Origin of the sequence: Pseudophaeobacter sp. (assembly GCF_039971195.1) — a bacterium.
GTDB lineage: Bacteria > Pseudomonadota > Alphaproteobacteria > Rhodobacterales > Rhodobacteraceae > Pseudophaeobacter.
On sequence record NZ_JBDWPJ010000215.1, the window covers coordinates 1 to 15,883 of the forward strand.

Below are 15,883 nucleotides of genomic sequence, written 5' to 3' on the forward strand. Positions count from 1 at the left end.
TGGAGGAGCCATTACAACACCAAACGACCCCATAGTGCATTGGGCTACCGCCCACCTGCGCCAGAGGCCATCGTTCCGATGGACCAAAGGCCAATCATGCACTAACTTTCAAGTTGGACCACTCAAGTGGGGCTGCTCACCATGACCCGTTCCGTTCCAATGTCATATTCCGGAAGTAGTAGGTGAAAATGAGGAACAGCTTTCACCTGGCCTTCCCTTGCTTTCACATGCTCGACAATGCAGGCCTGCCCCCTTGCTAGGTGAGAGACGCCATACTCGTCACAAATTGCCTTTGTGGTTGCAGCCAAATCTGACATCGACAGTTCCATTTCTGGACCGACAATGACATGGCGCACTTCAAAAACTTGACCTGTGATCTGGGCCGGTAAAGCCATCCAAGCGATGTCATCAACACCGCCGTAACGCCACCAGACAGACCGGTTTTCCCCTTTCTTGCTAAAGTAAGAAGTCAAGGCCTTGGTACGCCCTCTTGAAATCCTGGAAGACTTAACTATCATTTTTCGGCTTTCGACATCGAAGCCAAAACGCGGCGAAACAGGGCTTGTGCATCATGTAGTGTTGTCGCAATTTCTTCGGGATCTCCTACAATCACTGGGGGTTGCTTCCTCTTTTTCCTTGGAGGTGAAATCTGATCCAGCCGCATTCTGATCAGCTGGAGTTCCTGCAGCAATGAAATCCCGGCTCTATACTCGGCACTAAATGGCTTGATGACCTTTTTGCGCCGCGGGCCCCGAAATACGACTTCACCCTCATAACCAAGTCGGTCAAGTAGCAACCATCTTGCGAGAGTGGTTGGCGACATATTTCGGTCCCCTGCTCGGCGCTCTAAGACGCCATATGCCGCTGTCGAAATCTTGATCCCCAGCTGACGTTTTGCGAAGCAACTTTCTCTCTTTGCCATGATTTTCTCCTTTGTGTTTTGGCTACCAGCACAACTTGCTGGTGAAGAACACGTTGGAAAAACAATGCATAGCACAACCACTAACTGCGCGAAACCGCCAACGATTTCACCGGAAAACCCATTCCAAGGAGGTCATGTGATCATAACAAGGATAGCAATCGGATGCGGCCATCCAAAGACTAAAGACCTATTTCTTTAGGGACAAACCACACTAAACTGAAACCCCTGTTTAATCGGCAAGCCGTACATTCTTTGTGATTACAAAGGAGCCAATTTATTGTTGGATGTTTTTAAGGACAAGTACTTAGCCTGTACGAACGGTATGGATGGATCTGCACTGGTGGACAGAAATGCTCAATCAGATTTAGCCCACCTCCAGGCGAAATTCCTGTCGCAAAGGGAAAATTTGCACGACCTGATTATTCAAGGTGACGTCATTGATAGCCTCAAGCTCATTCCAGATGGCTCGGCCCAATGCGTGGTCACCTCTCCACCCTATTGGGGAATGAGAGACTACGGTATCTGCGGCCAAATTGGGCTTGAAGGGTCACTCGACGCTTACATCAGAAAGCTCGTTGGCGTGTTCTCACAAGTAAATCGAGTTCTCAAAGACGGCGGTGTACTTTGGCTCAATCTAGGCGATAGCTACACAAGCGGAAACCGAAAGTCCCGCGGCGCAGACAAGAAGAATCCCGCACGCCAGATGTCGGTTCGGCCACCCACACCTGAAGGGTTAAAGGTAAAAGATCTACTTGGCCTGCCCTGGAGGTTGGCCTTCGCACTTCAAGAAAACGGTTGGTTCTTGCGATCAGAAATCATATGGCACAAATTAAACGCAATGCCGGAGTCAGTTAGAGATAGGCCCACTCGTGCTCATGAGCAGTTGTTTATGCTTAGTAAGTCAAAGCAGTACTTCTACGACCAGAATACCACCAGAGAACAAAACGGCCGAAATCGAAGGTCGGTCTGGGGAGTAGCTACTCAACCATGTCGACACGCCCATTTTGCTACGTTTCCAGAAGACCTGGTCAGTCCCTGCATTTTGTCGACGAGTCAGCCAGGTGATCTAGTGTTGGATCCGTTTTTTGGTACAGGAACCACTGGGCTTGTTGCCGCAAAGGCGGATCGGCGATTTCTGGGCATCGAACTCAACCAAGATTACACAAACATAGCAGCAGAACGCATCAAAAAGTGCTCAGCCGCAGAACCAGCTCATCTGAAGTTAAACACGGTCTCCACTTAAGCGATTCCTCCTAGGCTATGATCTAGGAAACGTTGAAACCGCAGGACAATTTTCTAGACGTTGCCCGCGCTAGGGCAATGCTTCCCGGATACAATGGGTGACACAATCGCTCTGCGTGCCTTGCTCATTCTCTCGAAGGGACAGGGCAGATATTGGAAACACTTTTATGGCCGACATGCTAGTCGTTTTCAGTGACCACAAAATTAGAAAAGTGCTCTTGCATGAGCCGCTGCAATGTCGCCGAAAGGTCTGCCCTTTCGACCTCGACATCAAATTCCAACATCTCATAGACGCTGACGCTCATTGGCACCAAAACTAGTTGCGATGTTAAATATTAATTGACTCCAGATCCGCTTACCCCTAGGTTCGCCTTACTTAACAAGTAAAGGATGTGGCATGCCCCATTTTCAGATCGACTATTCGGCAAATCTGGAGCAGCACGTGAATATCTCCGCCCTCTGCGAACACATCCGAGCCACGGCAGCGAGGATCGACACCTTTCCCCTGGCAGGCATCCGGGTACGCGCCACCCGTGTGGACCACTACGCCATTGCCGATGGCGATCCCAAACATGGCTTTGTCGACATCTCCATCCGCCTGCGTGCGGGCCGAGCGTCTGAGGTGAAGCAAGCGGCAACCCAGCGCATCTTTGACGCCGCACAGGAGTTTCTGGCCGCAGCCATGGCCCAAAACTCTATCGCCCTCTCCCTGGAGATGCGCGACATCGACCCAGACCTTTCGCCAAAAACCGGTTCTATCCGGGACCATCTGAACCGCTCTCACCAGGAGGCTTCCTCATGACTGTTCTGAATGACAATATCGCCAAACTGAGCGCCCTTTTGGCCCGGTTTCAGGACGGCGGCATCCTGAACCGGATCGCCGGTGAGGATCGCCCCGGCTCCGCTGGCACCTTCCAATCGATCTCTCCGGTGGACAAATCGGTTATCTGTGACGTGGCCCGCGGCTCGGACGCCGATATCGACGCCGCCGCCGAGGCCGCCAAGAAAGCCTTTCCAGCCTGGCGCGATCTGCCCGCGACCGAGCGCAAGAAGATCCTGATCCGCGTCGCCGAAGGCATCGAAGCCCGCGCCGAGGAAATTGCTCTGTGTGAATGCTGGGACACTGGTCAGACCCTGAAGTTCATGTCCAAGGCGGCCCTGCGCGGGGCCGAAAACTTCCGCTATTTTGCCGATCAGGTGGTGCAGGCCCGCGACGGTCAGCACCTGCAATCGCCGACATTGCTGAACATCACCACCCGCAAACCCATCGGTCCGGTCGGGGTCATCACCCCCTGGAACACGCCGTTCATGCTCTCGACCTGGAAAATCGCCCCGGCTCTGGCAGCCGGTTGCACCGTGGTCCACAAACCCGCCGAAGACAGCCCGCTGACAGCCCGCCTGCTGGTGGAAATCGCCGAAGAGGCAGGCCTGCCCCCCGGCGTGCTCAACACCGTCAATGGCTTTGGTCATGATGCGGGAAAACGCCTGACCGAACACCCGGCCATCAAGGCCATCGCCTTTGTCGGCGAAAGCCGCACCGGCTCCATCATCACCAAACAGGGCGCCGATACGCTCAAACGCATGCATCTGGAACTGGGCGGCAAAAACCCGGTCATCGTCTTTGACGATGCCGATCTAGATCGCGCGCTCGATGCGGTGATCTTCATGATCTTTTCGATCAACGGCGAACGCTGCACCTCTTCGTCGCGCCTGCTGGTGCAAGACAGCATCCGCGCAGAATTCGAGGCAAAACTGATCGAGCGCATCAACAAGATCAAGGTAGGCCACCCGCTGGATCCCGGCACTGAGATCGGCCCGCTGATCAGCGAAGAACACTACAACAAGGTCACCTCCTACTTCGACATCGCAGTCGAAGACGGCGCCACTGTCGCTGCGGGTGGAACCAAACTGGGCGACACGGGCTACTTCGTCCGCCCCACCCTCTTTACCGGTGCCCACAACCAGATGCGCATCGCCCAGGAAGAGATTTTTGGCCCTGTGCTCACCTCCATCCCCTTCAGCACCGAGGAAGAGGCCTTGGAGCTGGCCAATGACACCCAATATGGGCTCACCGGCTATCTCTGGACCAATGATCTCACCCGCGCCCTGCGCTTCACCGATCAGCTCGAGGCTGGGATGATCTGGGTAAATTCTGAGAATGTCCGCCACCTGCCCACGCCGTTCGGCGGGGTCAAGGCCAGCGGCATCGGCCGCGACGGCGGTGACTGGAGCTTTGACTTTTATATGGAGCAAAAGCACATCGGTTTTGCCACCGGTCAGCATAAGATCACTCGCCTGGGCGCCTCGATCTGACGACCTGAACCCGGCTTCATTTGGCAAAAAATATCCTGGGGTGAGATTTCAAATTTGAAATCGAGGGGCCAGCCCCTCCCCAGCTCAGTCTAACCGCCTAACAAAAGGAGAGCCCCCATGGGTGAAATCGTTCTTGCCGCCAAAATGACCCATGTCCCCACCATGCTCATGTCAGAGCAGGAAGGACCGATCAAAGGCAAACGTCAGGCCGCCATTGATGGCCACGCGGAAATCGCGCGCCGGGCCAAGGCGCTGGGGGCCACCACCGTGGTGATCTGCGACACCCATTGGGTGATCAACGCCGGCTTTCACATCAATGCAAACACCCGTTTTGAAGGACTGTTCACCTCCAATGAATTCCCCCAATTCATTCAGAACCTGCCCTATGCCTATGACGGCAACCCGGAGCTGGGTGAGGCCATCGCCAAATCCGCCACTGACCGGGGCGCCTATACGCTCTGTCATCAACTTGACAGTCTGGAACTGGAATATGGCTCCCTGGTGCCACTGCGCTTCATGAGTCGGGAACATGACATGAAAGTGGTGTCGGTTGCCGCCTGGGCCACAGTACATGGCCATGATGAGAGCCGCATTGTCGGCGAGGCGATCCGCGAAGCCATCGAGGCCTCGGATGAAAAGGTGCTGCTGGTGGCTTCTGGGTCGCTCAGCCATAAGATCTGGGCCAATAAGGACTATGCTGCCAACAATGGCACCTTTACCATCTCGTCAGAATTCAACCGTCAGATGGACCTGCATGTGCTGGAGATGTGGAAACAGGGCGATCACGCCACCTTCCTGAAAATGCTCGGCGAATACGCCCAGTTCTGCTGCGGCGAAGGTTCAATGCATGACACGGCCATGCTCTACGGCGCCCTTGGCTGGGACCAATACGCGGGTAAATGCGAAATGGTGACGGAGTATTTTCCATCCTCCGGCACCGGCCAGACCAATGTGATTTTCCCGGTTTAATACCACCGGGCCAATCGACGACTATCAAAGGCCAGCGCGACATGGCCCCCTTGAGGAGAAACCAGATGCGTTTTGCAACCTATCGCGCCGAGGGCGACGTTTTTTATGGCGCCGTCAGTGATGACGGCATGATTGCCCTCAACACCGCCTGCCCGCAATGGGCGACGCTTTATGATGTCATTGCCGCGGATGGCCTGGCGGAACTGGAAAAGCGCGCCGCCGAACTGCCAGTTACACATGGGGATTTCACCTATGAAATGGTGCTGCCCAATGCGCCACGCATTCTGTGTGTTGGGGTGAACTTCCCAGATCGCAACGCCGAATACAAAGACGGCAGCGCCCAGCCCAAATACATGTCGCTGTTTCCGCGTTTTGCCAGTGGTTTTACCGGCCATGGGCAAAATCTGCAGCGCCCGCCGGAAAACCACACCCTGGACTATGAAGGCGAAGTTGCCATTGTCATTGGCAAGGGGGGGCGACGGATCTCCCAAGAAGATGCCTATGACCATATCGCGGCCCTGACGCTCTGCAACGAGGGCACCATTCGCGATTGGGTGCGCCATGCCAAATTCAACGTCACCCAGGGCAAGAACTGGGACAAATCCGGCGCTATGGGCCCCTGGCTGGTACCCTTCACTGATGCCAAACAGCTCGACGAGGCCCGCATCGTAACCCGGGTGAATGGCGAGGTGCGTCAGGATGATGTGCTGTCGCGGATGATGTTCCCGATTAGGCGCGAGATCGAATATATCTCTACCTTCATGACGCTGCAGCCCGGGGACATCATCATCACCGGCACCCCTACTGGGGCCGGCGCCCGCTTTGATCCGCCGCGCTACCTGAAACCCGGCGATGTGGTCGAGATCGAAGTTGAAGGCATCGGCACCCTCAGCAACGGTGTTGAGGACGAGGTGCTAATATGACTCCGCAGGACCATGCCCGCGCCGCTGCTGATCTGCTCCAGGCTGAAGCGACCGGCGAACAGATCGGCTTGCTCACCAAACGCCATCCGGAAATGGGCATGGATGATGCCTATGCGGTGCAAAACGCCATCTACCGTGCCAAACTCGACGCGGGCCGCCGGGTGATCGGCTGGAAAATCGGCCTCACCTCCAAGGCGATGCAATATGCGCTTAATATCGATATCCCCGACAGCGGCATCCTGTTTGACGACATGCTGTTTGAGAGCGGCACAACCGTGCCCGCTGGGCGGTTTATTCAACCCCGCATGGAGGCCGAGATCGCCTTTGTCATGAAGTCCCCTATTGGCGGCGCCGATGTCACGCGCGCAGAGGTCCTGGCCGCCACTGACTATGTGACGCCCTCGATCGAGATCCTGGATACGCGGATCCTGCGCGCCGATCCGGAAACCGGGCAGACCCGCTCGGTCTATGACACCATTAGCGACAATGCCGCCAATGCCGGGATTGTCCTGGGCCGCGATCGCCACGCCGTCGATGCCCATGACCTGCGCTGGGTCGGGGCCATCACCTCGCGCAACGGCGAGGTTGAGGAAACCGGCCTTGGCGCCGGTGTGCTGAATGACCCGGTGGAAAGCGTGGTCTGGCTGGCCCGGCGCATGGCGCAATACGGCCAGAGCATTGAACCGGGTCAGGTGATCCTCTCGGGCAGCTTTATCCGACCCGTCGAATGCCCGCCCGGCAGCGAGATTTCTGCCGATTTTGGCCCCTTTGGCTCGGTCGATATCAACTTTGCCTGATCCGATCCCCCTGCCCCGTACTCCCCTGTCTAGGCCCTAGTCTGTGCCAGATAAATCGCGGGTAAAGATCTTGCCTTCGACATCACGGATGTCATCGGTCACCCTGTTGGCGACGATGACATCCGAAACCTGTTTAAAGGCCGCCAGATCGCGGATCACCGCCGAGCCAAAGAACTCATCCTCCTGCAGCACCGGTTCATAGACCACCACCTTGATCCCCTTGGCTTTGATCCGCTTCATGATGCCCTGGATGGAGGAGCGGCGGAAATTATCCGACCCCGCCTTCATCACCAGCCGGTAAATGCCCACCACATTTGGAGATTTGGCGATGATCTGATCCGCAAGGAAATCTTTGCGCGTGTGGTTGGCATCCACGATAGCGCGGATCAAGTTCTGCGGCACCTCAGAGTAGTTTGCGAGCAGCTGCTTGGTATCCTTGGGCAGGCAATAACCGCCATAACCAAAGGAGGGATTGTTGTAATGGCTACCAATGCGAGGGTCATAGCCGATGCCTTCGATGATCTGGCGCGCCTCCATGCCCCCCGCCATGGCATAGCTGTCCAGCTCATTAAAAAACGCCACCCGCATGGCGAGATAGGTATTGGCAAAAAGCTTGATGGCTTCAGCCTCGCTCGGGTCGGTAAAAAGAACAGGCACGTCCTTTTTCACCGCGCCTTCGAGCAAGAGATCGGCAAATCCCCGGGCCGCGCCGCTTTGTGAACCGACAATGATCCTCGAGGGATGCAGATTGTCATAAAGCGCTTGGCCCTCGCGCAGAAATTCTGGCGAGAACATCAAGTTCTGGGTGCCCAGCTCACTGCGCAGCCGCTGGACAAACCCCACCGGAATGGTCGATTTGATGACGATTGTGGCCGCTTGGTTGACCGCGAGCACCTGAGTGATCACCGCCTCTACGCTGGAGGTGTCAAAATAGTTGTTGTCTGGGTCATAATCGGTTGGCGTCGCAACGATAACAATATCCGCATCGCTATACGCCGTCTCCGCATCCATGGTCGCGGTCAGATCAAGCGTTTCCTTTGCCAGAAAGGCTTCCAGCTCCGCGTCCACAATTGGGCTTTGGCGCGCGTTGAGCAGATCAACCCGCGACTGGGTCACATCCACCGCTGTCACCTGATGGTTCTGCGCCAGCAAAACCGCATTTGACAAACCAACATAACCAATGCCCGCTACTGCAATTTTCATTCCACACCCACAAAATTTCTTGTTACCAAAGCAGGTCCACCTCTAGTCGAAACTTCCAAGCATGCCAAACTGAAACCACTAAGTTTTCTTCGGTTTCAAGCCCTTTGTGCACTCAAAAGCCAGAACTGCTCATCCTCTCATCAGTTGAAACAGAAGAAACATCGGCAGCACTGCGGGGCTGGCAGCGCGTCACAATGAGGGCTATAGGAAAAACCCGTGGTTCAGGCCTCGCTTTTTGCAATCAAGAAGACAGGCCCGGCGTCAAAAGAGTCGTCAAAAGAGCAGGAGCACATCGTGCTGGATCAGATTTGTATCATTGGCCTTGGCTACGTTGGCCTGCCCCTGGCGGTGGCCTTTGGACAAAATCGCCCCACGTTGGGATTCGACATTGACCAGAACCGCATCGCCGAGCTGCGCGCCCAAAACGACCAGACAGGCGAGGCATCACCGCAAGAGCTTGCAGCGGCCACAGAACTGAGCTTCACCTCTGATACCGCCGCCATTTCCGAGGCTAGGATTTATATCGTCACCGTGCCTACCCCTGTGGATGCCAGCCACCGACCGGATCTGCGCCCCCTGCTCGCGGCCTCGAAAACTGTCGGCGCAGTTCTGAAACCCGGCGATCTGGTGATCTATGAAAGCACGGTCTACCCCGGCGCCACTGAGGAAGACTGCGTGCCAATGCTGGAGGCAGAATCCGGTCTGCGCTTCAATCAGGATTTTCATGTCGGCTACTCGCCAGAACGGATCAATCCCGGCGACAAGACTCGCCGCCTGGCGGACATCACCAAGGTGACCTCTGGCTCGACCCCGGATGTGGCCGCGCGCGTTGATGCGCTTTACAATGAGGTGGTCACTGCCGGCACCCATCTAGCCCCCAGCATCCGAGTGGCCGAGGCCGCCAAGGTGATCGAGAACAGCCAGCGTGACATCAACATTGCCTTGGTCAATGAGCTGGCGATGATCTTCAATCGGATGGGCATCGACACCGAAGCTGTCCTCAAAGCGGCCGGCAGTAAATGGAATTTCCTGCCCTTTCGCCCCGGTCTGGTTGGCGGCCATTGCATTGGGGTCGACCCCTATTACCTGACCCATAAGGCTGAAAGCCTCGGCTATCATCCCGATATCCTGCTGGCAGGGCGGCGGCTGAATGACGGTATGGGAACCTATGTGGCCCAGCAAATGATCAAGGCCCTGGTCCAACGCGGCAAGCCCATGAAACGCGTGCTAGTCATGGGGCTGACCTTCAAGGAAAATTGCCCCGATCTGCGCAACACCCGCGTTGTGGATGTGGTGCGCGGGTTGGAAGACTACGGTCTCAGTGTTGATGTGCACGACCCCTGGGCCGATCCCGCTGCCGCAAAGCATGCTTTGGGGCTGACACTTGTGTCCCAGCCAGAACCAAACAGCTATGATGGGATCATCCTGGCCGTGGCCCATAGGGAATTCACCCAGATGCAGGAAAGCGATATCCGCGCCTTTGGAGCCGAAGGCGCTGTGCTCTATGATCTAAAGTACATCCTGCCACCCGAAGCATCTGATCTGCGTCTGTAAACCTTTGGGGCGGCACCCCGGAGGTTCTGCCAAAACCCTTCACGACTGCTAAAGATCACGCCCACCTCTGGCGGCTGAGTGTCTTAATAGTACAGCCAAGCCAACCCAGTGCAGCAAGCGGCAAGAGCGCTCCTAAATGTTAAGGCCCGATCCAAGCTATTAATAAAACTTAATATTTATTACTGAAAAACTAGCAGTAAGCTCCGCATTTTCGCCACACCTTCAGCCCCGGCAGGGCCCCCTCGCCTTCCTATCCAGACTCCGACGCCTTTTTCTGCATCGGAGATCTGACCATGTCGTTCCTCAATTCTGCACTTTCCTTCGCCGGACTTCGCAAGATTGCCACGGTGGCAACCTTGGGTCTGTCGACACTACTCGTTCCTGTGACCGCCGCCGAGGCCGCCCAGCGGGGCACCTATGTGGTTGGCAATGACCGCGGCGGCTACCTGCACGACCGGCTGATTGAGCTGGGCAACCTGCAACGCAACGGCACCCGGGTACAGATTCGGGGGCGCGTCTGCTATTCGACCTGCACTATGTTCCTCGGGCTGGCCGGCACCTGTGTTGACCCCAATACTACCTTTGGCTTTCACGGCCCCTCCAAAAGCGGACGCCGATTGAGCCCGCAAAAGTTTGATTATTTCTCGCAAGTTATGGCAAACTACTACCCCCCGCAGCTGCGGGATTGGTTCATGCGGGAAGGGCGCCATCGGATTGCAGGTGTCTATAAGATGAAAGGCACTGAGCTGATCAGAATGGGGGTAAGATCCTGCGCCTAGGCCTGCAGTCCAATACGGCAATGGTTGCCCGAGGCACCACTAGGGTTTATCTGCAATAGTTATGAGAGGTGGCCCCCGCGCGGGCCCCTTTTCATATGACCAACCCAGAAGCGAGAGCGAACACCCCCGTATGTTTTCGAAACTAGTGCAAAAACTGCGTGGTCAGCCAGCCTTCCCCCTTCCTGCCTCAGAGCGGCCTCTGGCAGTGATCGGTGACGTTCATGGCTGTTTGCATCTGTTGCAAGAGCTGCTGCAGAAACTGCCTCCTGATGCGCAGGTTGTTCTGGTTGGGGACTATATTGATCGCGGCGAAGACAGCCAGGGCGTCTTACGGTTTCTGAGTAAGCACCCCGATCTGATCTGCCTGCGCGGCAATCACGAAGACATGCTGCTGAACTTTCTTGCAGATCCTCTCCGGCATGGCTCTCGCTGGCTGCAATATGGCGGTTTGCAGACGCTTGCTTCCTTCAACATTGCCGGGGTTCAGCCCAACCCCTCGCCCGAGGCACTCGAGAACTACCGCGATGCGCTTGTGTTGGAGATGGGCGTTGATCTGATCAAATTCCTAAACGAATTGTTGCCCTGCTATCAATCTGGCAATGTTCTTGTCGCTCATGCCGGGGCGAATCCTGCAGCCCCACCTGAATACCAAACCCCCTCAGATTTGATCTGGGGGCACCCCGAATTTCACAAGACACCGCGCAAGGATGGTATTTGGGTCGCCTATGGCCATGTGATTCAGGATCGGCCTAACACATCGCGCGGCCGGATCGCTCTCGACACCGGAGCCTATGCAACAGGCAGATTGACGGCTGCCTACTTTAGGCCAGAGGCCGAACCGCTGTTCATTTCAACAAACACCTAATGATCCCCATTTGTGCACTTGCCCAATAAATAACTCGTTCTTCTGGCCAACACGAAATTTTGGCGACAAAGTGACCCGCCACCTTGTCATAATTCCAAGCCTCCGATACCAAGAGACCATTCAGCTGACAGTTTAGATGAGTATTCCTTGTGACCCATATTATTCCTGTACTTCTCTGCGGTGGCTCGGGTACACGGTTGTGGCCTCTCTCCCGCAAAAGCTATCCAAAACAATTTGTGCCGCTGATGGGGGAAGAGACCCTGTTTCAGGCCTCGGCCAAGCGCTTGACAAATCAAGGCAATGGCATCGAGTTTGCCGCTCCTGTGGTGCTTACCAATTCTGATTTTCGCTTTATCGTAACCGAGCAGTTGCAGGCAGTCGGCATTGATCCTGGCGCAATCCTGATCGAACCCGAAGGGCGCAATACGGCCCCAGCAGTTCTGGCGGCAGCGCTAAATGCTCATGCTCAGGATCCCGAAGCAATCTTGCTGGTTGCACCTTCCGATCACGTTGTTCCCGATGTCGCCGCCTTCCACGCTGCTGTTGACCAGGGCCTGCAGGCCGTTGCTGAAGGTCAGTTGGTGACTTTTGGCATTACCCCGACCCATCCGGAAACCGCCTATGGCTATCTTGAACTCGCTCAGATGCCCGATGGATCCGGCCAACCAGTGCAGCTCAAGCAGTTTGTCGAAAAACCAAATGCCACCCGCGCCACCGAAATGCTGGCTGCCGGGAATTTCAAATGGAACGCGGGCATTTTCCTTTTTGCTGCAAAAGACATCATTGCCGCATTCAAAGCTCATGCTGCCAATTTAATCGCCCCAGTGCAGGCCGCGCTGGATGAGGCGAAGGTAGATTTGGGCTTCTTGCGACTGGCACCAGAACCTTGGAGCAATGCAGCGGACATCTCAGTCGATTACGCGGTGATGGAGCGCGCTGATAACCTGTCCGTGGTGCCCTTTGACGCCGCTTGGTCAGATTTGGGTGGCTGGGATGCAGTCTGGCGCGAAGCGGGACCTGACGAAGATGGTGTGGTGACCACGGGCGAGGCCACAGCAATCGATTGCCGCGACACCCTACTACGCTCTGACAGTGACCGATTGGAAGTTGTCGGCATCGGCCTTGATAACATCATGGCTGTGGCAATGAATGACGCGGTTCTGGTCGCCGATAAATCCCGCGCCCAGGACGTAAAACTCGCCGTTGCCGCACTCAAGGAAAAGGGTGCAGCCCAGGCCACCGACTTCCCTAAGGATCACCGCCCCTGGGGCTGGTTTGAAAGCCTGGTGGTGGGCGACAGATTTCAAGTCAAACGCATCCTGGTCCACCCTGGCGCCAGCCTCTCACTACAAAGCCATTTCCACCGCTCTGAGCATTGGATCGTTGTTGAGGGAACCGCACGGGTCACCATTGATGAAGAGGTCAAACTGGTGACCGAGAACCAATCAGTCTACCTGCCACTTGGCTGCGTCCACCGCATGGAAAACCCCGGCAAAGTGCCGATGGTGCTGATTGAAGTTCAAACCGGTGCCTATGTGGGTGAGGACGACATTGTTCGGTATGAGGATGTCTATGCAAGATCGTAGTTTTAGTCTGAATATTGCGGCTTCATTCTGCCCTTTGTGTGGTGCTCCCAAAACCTAGCATCGCACTTTAAAACGAGCGATAGTTTTTATTGCAGCCAAGGGATTTGCCGATGAAAGTAGCGATTGCCGGGATTGCCTACTTTGAGTTTTTAAAGGCCATTCTGATAGCACCAAACCATAATGGCGTCGCGACGGACCAGTTCGAAGATCGGGTTCGAATGCTCAACAACCCCGAGTACTCAGTTGATGCCGAGATTTCGTCAGTAGACAAGGTGATCGAGACAGCTAGCACGCAAACCCCGCTTGCCATGTTCAATGGTATCGAGAAGTCTAATTATCGAGCTCCCAATCGTAATGTCATAAAAGCTTTACGCAAAAACGAATTAAACTCGACCACCGCGTAGCCTATGGGCCCTTTTCCATAGAAATAGCTTTTCCAAGGGCATTGAGTTGACTATGGTTTGAGCATCAGCGTGGCGAAACCGACCAGGTTCTGACCTAAGCGAAAAATGGAAATTATCTGCTAAAATCGCATACTTTTGTTGCCTAAAGACATTCAAGGTGATGATGAGAAAAATCGCCGAATCCGGCAACTGATTATTAAAGAAAGTCCAGGTGTCATGACGCCCGAAGCTGACGAAAGTTATTGTTACATCGCACGTCGCATAGGGCTAGGTTGCGCGCGGATGGGATCCATGCGTGGTCCCGATCCATTGAAGGCCCGTGCGCTGATTGACCAAGCTTATGAGCGCGGCGTACGGTTATTCGACACCGCCAACAGCTACGCGCAAGGCGACAGCGAGAGCATTTTGGGAAACTCCTTAAAAAACCGGCACGATGTTATGATTGTGACCAAGCTGGGCAAACAAGTGCCACTGAAAGCGCGTCTTTTGAAACCAGTTAAAAACTTAGTTCGAGGGTTAGTCAAACGCTCGGCTCAGACCGAAGACGTTGTGCGCCGAGCGCGTGGAGGGCTGCTGCCAGTCAGTTTCGATGTGCCCGTTTTACGCCGTCAACTTGATCTAAGCCGGCGACGCCTGAGGCGCGACTGTCTGCCGATGGTTATGTTGCACAGCCCGACGGCAGAAGTGCTGCACGCAGGACATGCCGTGGATTTTATTGAAAAAGCACAAAACGAGGGCGCGCTTGAACACATAGGCGTCTCTGTTGATGATCTTGAAGCGGCAGAGGCATGTCTGAGCGACCCCCGCATCCAAATGATTCAAGCGCCTTTGCACCACAGCGACCAAGAGATGCGGGCTTGGGCCGCACGCGCCGGAGCTCAAGGCCGTCACGTTGTCGCTCGAGAGGTGTTTCGCCAAGCCGTTCGCCCAAATCTAAAACTCAGGCCTGAAACCATCGAACATCTTTTAAACACCGCCCTGGACACCCCAGGGATCAAGACATGCCTAATTGGCACCACCAACCCCACCCACTTAGATCAACTGCTGCAAATGGCACAGGTACATGGCAGCAGTTCCAACGCAATAGAAGTATTTTGAGATGAACATTGCCTTTGTTGGCTGCGGCTTTGTATTTGACATTTACATGCGCACACGTCGCGCTCACCCCGAACTAACCGTCGTTGGCCTGTATGACATCCGGCCCGATCGACTGCAACAGGCCTGTGCATATTATGGGTTGACTGCCTTCCCTTCGTTGGAAGCACTGCTGGCAGACCCGAAAGTGGACCTCGTAGTAAATCTGACCAATATCCACGCCCATGTAGAAATTAGTCGCAAGGCACTTAAGGCGGGCAAGCACGTCTACTCAGAAAAACCAATCGCTTTGTCGGTTGAGGATTGCCAAGCTTTGTTCGACCTTGCCGCAGAAAAAAACGTAACCTTTTCAGGGGCGCCCAGCAATATTTTTGCCGACAATGTGCGTACTCTATTTCGTGCTGTGGAAACAGGGAAAATCGGAAAGCCACTGCTGGTATATGCCGAATTGGACGACAATCCGATCCACAAGATGGAATTTCAAAAGGTCCTCAGCCCTTCAGGCGCGCCGTGGCCCCTTGCAGAGGAGGTCCGCGAGGGCTGTACCTACGAACACGTCGGCTACCACCTGATTTGGATCTGCGCCCTTCTGGGCCCGGTCACCCGCGTGACGGCCTACTCCAAGGAGCTGATTGCCGCCAAGGATCCCACGCTGGAGGATTTTGTCGGAGTGCCTGATTACTCCGTGGCCTGTTTGGATTTTGCAAATGGCGCTACCGCGCGAGTGACCTGTTCGGTGGTGGCCCCACGTGACCATCGGATGCGCGTGATCGGTCATGACGCAGAGATATCGACCGACAGCTACCGACATTATCGCGCCCCAGTTTACTTAGAGTCCTTTACCAAGGCGGGGCTGAGCGCACGCAAGTTCCGTACTCTGCGTGATCACTTATGGCTAGGACGCCGCTTAGGCATTGGTGGCAGAAAGATCAAGCTGGCGCGCAACTGGAAATCGGAAGCCGTCGAAAAGCACAACCAGCCCGGTTCCTCACTTAAAACACGTGCGGTTGAATGGCTGCGTCGACGCGAGGTCTACGCTCAGGATAAATTCATCGGCATTGCCGAACAGGTTCGCAGTCTGCAGCAGGGCACCCCACAGTACCTTACGCCAAGCTTTCTTATGCATATCAACGAATTAACTTTGATGATCCAAAATGCTGGCACAGAAGGTATCTGTCAAAAGCCGACAACAGACTTTGAGCCTCTGGGGCCTATTCCAGGAACGCTGTAA

Annotated in this window: 18 protein-coding genes; 14 read left to right on the plus strand and 4 right to left on the minus strand. The window is 55.2% G+C overall.

The genetic code is table 11. The features are described 5' to 3' along the window. Window positions 1–105: integrase core domain-containing protein (locus ABJP42_RS18330; protein WP_348342086.1), on the plus strand; the 105-nt coding region annotated here is incomplete at its 5' end. 17 nt (window positions 106–122) lie between these two features. Here ABJP42_RS18330 and ABJP42_RS18335 read toward each other — a convergent pair. Further along, the gene (locus ABJP42_RS18335) at window positions 123–518 is read right to left on the minus strand and encodes a hypothetical protein (RefSeq protein WP_348342971.1); all 396 of its coding nucleotides are present in this window, start codon (window positions 516–518) and stop codon (window positions 123–125) included. After that, entirely contained in the window at window positions 515–922 is a 408-nt protein-coding gene (locus tag ABJP42_RS18340; RefSeq protein ID WP_348342973.1) for a hypothetical protein, read from the minus strand. The genes ABJP42_RS18335 and ABJP42_RS18340 overlap by 4 nt, the downstream gene beginning before the upstream one ends. A gap of 277 nt (window positions 923–1,199) precedes the next feature. On the opposite strand from ABJP42_RS18340, the gene ABJP42_RS18345 reads away from it, so the two are divergent. Next, window positions 1,200–2,165 carry a DNA-methyltransferase gene (locus ABJP42_RS18345; protein WP_490363236.1) on the plus strand — a complete coding sequence of 322 codons (966 nt, stop codon included), beginning with the start codon at window positions 1,200–1,202 and terminating at the stop codon, window positions 2,163–2,165. A 178-nt stretch (window positions 2,166–2,343) separates the two neighbouring features. Here the strand turns inward: ABJP42_RS18345 and ABJP42_RS18350 are convergent, their stop codons facing one another. After that, the gene (locus ABJP42_RS18350) at window positions 2,344–2,469 is read right to left on the minus strand and encodes a hypothetical protein (protein WP_348342975.1); all 126 of its coding nucleotides are present in this window, start codon (window positions 2,467–2,469) and stop codon (window positions 2,344–2,346) included. A gap of 92 nt (window positions 2,470–2,561) precedes the next feature. Here ABJP42_RS18350 and ABJP42_RS18355 point away from each other — a divergent pair, with 92 nt between their 5' ends. The 5 genes from ABJP42_RS18355 (at window position 2,562) to hpaH (ending at window position 7,166) form a co-directional block, all read left to right on the plus strand. Further along, window positions 2,562–2,966: a 5-carboxymethyl-2-hydroxymuconate isomerase gene (locus ABJP42_RS18355; protein ID WP_348342977.1), complete on the plus strand. Its 405-nt coding sequence runs from the start codon at window positions 2,562–2,564 to the stop codon at window positions 2,964–2,966. Further along, complete coding sequence (gene hpaE / locus ABJP42_RS18360) at window positions 2,963–4,477, plus strand: 5-carboxymethyl-2-hydroxymuconate semialdehyde dehydrogenase (protein ID WP_348342979.1); 1,515 nt, start codon at window positions 2,963–2,965, stop codon at window positions 4,475–4,477. The genes ABJP42_RS18355 and hpaE overlap by 4 nt, the downstream gene beginning before the upstream one ends. Window positions 4,478–4,594: 117 nt before the next feature. Then, entirely contained in the window at window positions 4,595–5,446 is an 852-nt protein-coding gene (hpaD, locus tag ABJP42_RS18365) for a 3,4-dihydroxyphenylacetate 2,3-dioxygenase (RefSeq protein ID WP_348342981.1), read from the plus strand. Window positions 5,447–5,511: 65 nt separating this feature from the next. After that, entirely contained in the window at window positions 5,512–6,369 is an 858-nt protein-coding gene (locus ABJP42_RS18370; RefSeq protein ID WP_348342983.1) for a fumarylacetoacetate hydrolase family protein, read from the plus strand. Beyond that, on the plus strand, window positions 6,366–7,166 hold the full coding sequence (hpaH, locus tag ABJP42_RS18375) for a 2-oxo-hept-4-ene-1,7-dioate hydratase (RefSeq protein ID WP_348342985.1): 801 nt from the start codon (window positions 6,366–6,368) through the stop codon (window positions 7,164–7,166). The genes ABJP42_RS18370 and hpaH overlap by 4 nt, the downstream gene beginning before the upstream one ends. 36 nt (window positions 7,167–7,202) lie before the next feature. Here the strand turns inward: hpaH and ABJP42_RS18380 are convergent, their stop codons facing one another. Next, window positions 7,203–8,369: a nucleotide sugar dehydrogenase gene (locus ABJP42_RS18380; protein ID WP_348342987.1), complete on the minus strand. Its 1,167-nt coding sequence runs from the start codon at window positions 8,367–8,369 to the stop codon at window positions 7,203–7,205. Between the two features lie 294 nt (window positions 8,370–8,663). On the opposite strand from ABJP42_RS18380, the gene ABJP42_RS18385 reads away from it, so the two are divergent. From ABJP42_RS18385 to ABJP42_RS18415, 7 genes are all read left to right on the plus strand, one after another. After that, complete coding sequence (locus ABJP42_RS18385) at window positions 8,664–9,923, plus strand: nucleotide sugar dehydrogenase (RefSeq protein ID WP_348342989.1); 1,260 nt, start codon at window positions 8,664–8,666, stop codon at window positions 9,921–9,923. Window positions 9,924–10,216: 293 nt separating this feature from the next. Further along, window positions 10,217–10,702 carry a hypothetical protein gene (locus ABJP42_RS18390; RefSeq protein WP_348342991.1) on the plus strand — a complete coding sequence of 162 codons (486 nt, stop codon included), beginning with the start codon at window positions 10,217–10,219 and terminating at the stop codon, window positions 10,700–10,702. A gap of 130 nt (window positions 10,703–10,832) precedes the next feature. Beyond that, window positions 10,833–11,567 carry a metallophosphoesterase family protein gene (locus ABJP42_RS18395; protein WP_348342993.1) on the plus strand — a complete coding sequence of 245 codons (735 nt, stop codon included), beginning with the start codon at window positions 10,833–10,835 and terminating at the stop codon, window positions 11,565–11,567. A 149-nt stretch (window positions 11,568–11,716) separates the two neighbouring features. Then, a complete protein-coding gene (locus ABJP42_RS18400) occupies window positions 11,717–13,153 on the plus strand; it encodes a mannose-1-phosphate guanylyltransferase/mannose-6-phosphate isomerase (RefSeq protein WP_348342995.1) in 1,437 nt (478 codons plus the stop codon). Window positions 13,154–13,263: 110 nt separating this feature from the next. After that, window positions 13,264–13,557, plus strand: a complete 294-nt coding sequence (locus tag ABJP42_RS18405) for a hypothetical protein (RefSeq protein WP_348342997.1) — start codon at window positions 13,264–13,266, stop codon at window positions 13,555–13,557. A gap of 135 nt (window positions 13,558–13,692) precedes the next feature. Further along, window positions 13,693–14,655: an aldo/keto reductase gene (locus ABJP42_RS18410; protein ID WP_348342999.1), complete on the plus strand. Its 963-nt coding sequence runs from the start codon at window positions 13,693–13,695 to the stop codon at window positions 14,653–14,655. 1 nt (window position 14,656) lies between these two features. Beyond that, window positions 14,657–15,883 (plus strand): Gfo/Idh/MocA family protein, encoded by a 1,227-nt coding sequence (locus ABJP42_RS18415; protein ID WP_348343001.1) that lies wholly within the window; start codon window positions 14,657–14,659, stop codon window positions 15,881–15,883.